We start from the raw sequence: 1,448 nt of genomic DNA, 5'->3' as shown, positions 1-1,448 counted from the left end.
GAAGTCGTCGCTATGAGCCTCATGTCCAGTCACGGAAGGATGAATCAGAAGCCATCAAAAACACGGATTTTAAGGCCCACCGCTGGGTTGTAGAGAGAACACACAGTTGGATGAATCGCTACCGTCGTGTCCTGACTCGTTGGGAGAAAAAGGTCGAAAATTACGAGGCAATGCTGCATCTTGCCTGTGCCATCATTGTCTGGAATAAAATCCTTTTGGGATAGGTTCTTATTCATTCTTTATCCCATTTAGTTTATATATCATGATTTGATACATATCTTGGCATCGACGTGTTATTTCAAGCTTACCTTTAAAAAATTATCATAAAATGCCTAGAAACAGATAAAAAGTGCGAACAAAAGCCGACAAAAAACATTTTATTGTTTATGGTTTTTAGCCTTTTGCGGAAGGATGATATAATAATTCGGCTCACACATTTATTTGAGGGTAAACAGTCGGTTCTATGACCGCCATTGAAGATAAGTTAACTCAAAACATAATAAAACAGGGCTTCACTAGATATGAAACCCTTTAATTTAACCTGAGCTTATTTTAATTTACTGTTACACAACTCTTGTAGCCGATTAATAAAGCGTGCAACATGGAAGCCATCACAAACTGCATGATGAACCTGTACTGAGAGCGGCAATAACAGTCTATCCCCTTCTTGCTGATATTTTGCCATTGTTATAATGGGTGCAAAATAATCGGTAAAATTAGCAACATTTAAATTAAAGCTATCAAAATTAACCCAAGGTAATGCTGAAATATTTAAATGATTTTCTGGTGTTACCCCTTGAGGAAATAACTTGGTATCACTTTTATAACGTTCCATTACCGATAAATAATTCACCATAAATTGATCAATATCGGATGAGTATGGGCAACTCAGTGCTGAAAATGTCTCTGTTTCTTGATGGAATACGGTGAATTGTGGGTCGACTGAATCCCATACGATCAATTCATCATCTTTTATCGCCATTCTCAACTCATCAAATTGATTCACGGCCTGAGCAATCAGATAGATCATTACCGGATAAAACTTATACGCTGAATCATCCAATGACTTTTTTAACGTCGTGATATCAATTTTGCTTGTTAAGCTAAAACCACATGGTAAACGATGCCGATAAAACTCAAAATGCTCACGGCGAACCCAATTTTTTACATCAAATTTTGTATAGTTCATAACATATCCCTTCTGAATTTTTATTTACTAAGAACCTATCCCAATAGGTTTTTAGTCCAGACAATGATACCACAGGCAAAATGCAGCATCGCCTCATAATTCTCGACTTTCTTCTCCCAACGAGTCAGGACACGACGGTAGCGATTCATCCAACTGTGTGTTCTCTCTACAACCCAACGGTGAGCCTTAAAATCCGTGTTTTTAATGGCTTCTGACTCATCCTTCCGTGACTGGATATGAGGTTCATAGCGACGACTTT

General features: G+C 37.8%; 2 protein-coding genes and 1 pseudogene. 1 reads left to right on the top strand and 2 read right to left on the bottom strand.

Annotated features, from left to right (window positions below; translation table 11 throughout):
* Nucleotides 1–224: transposase (locus R7M92_RS24905; RefSeq protein ID WP_225455851.1), on the top strand; the 224-nt coding region annotated here is incomplete at its 5' end.
* A gap of 323 nt (nt 225–547) precedes the next feature.
* On the opposite strand, the gene R7M92_RS24900 is transcribed toward R7M92_RS24905, so the two are convergent.
* Together R7M92_RS24900 and R7M92_RS24895 are read right to left on the bottom strand one after the other, a co-directional pair.
* Nucleotides 548–1,189, bottom strand: coding sequence for a type A-3 chloramphenicol O-acetyltransferase CatIII (locus R7M92_RS24900; protein WP_004920769.1), 642 nt, complete (start codon nt 1,187–1,189; stop codon nt 548–550).
* A gap of 35 nt (nt 1,190–1,224) precedes the next feature.
* A pseudogene (locus R7M92_RS24895) lies at nt 1,225–1,448 on the bottom strand (IS5/IS1182 family transposase); the annotation flags it as partial.

The sequence above is a fragment of the Vibrio sp. Vb2880 genome (assembly GCF_033337975.1).
GTDB classification, from domain to species: Bacteria; Pseudomonadota; Gammaproteobacteria; order Enterobacterales; family Vibrionaceae; genus Vibrio; species Vibrio alginolyticus.
This window is presented reverse-complemented; position numbering and strand designations above follow the sequence as displayed.

Excerpts from the sequence above, each read along its gene's own strand:
- R7M92_RS24900 (WP_004920769.1), bottom strand. The coding sequence starts at position 1,189 with ATGAACTATACAAAATTTGATGTAAAAAATTGGGTTCGCCGTGAGCAT.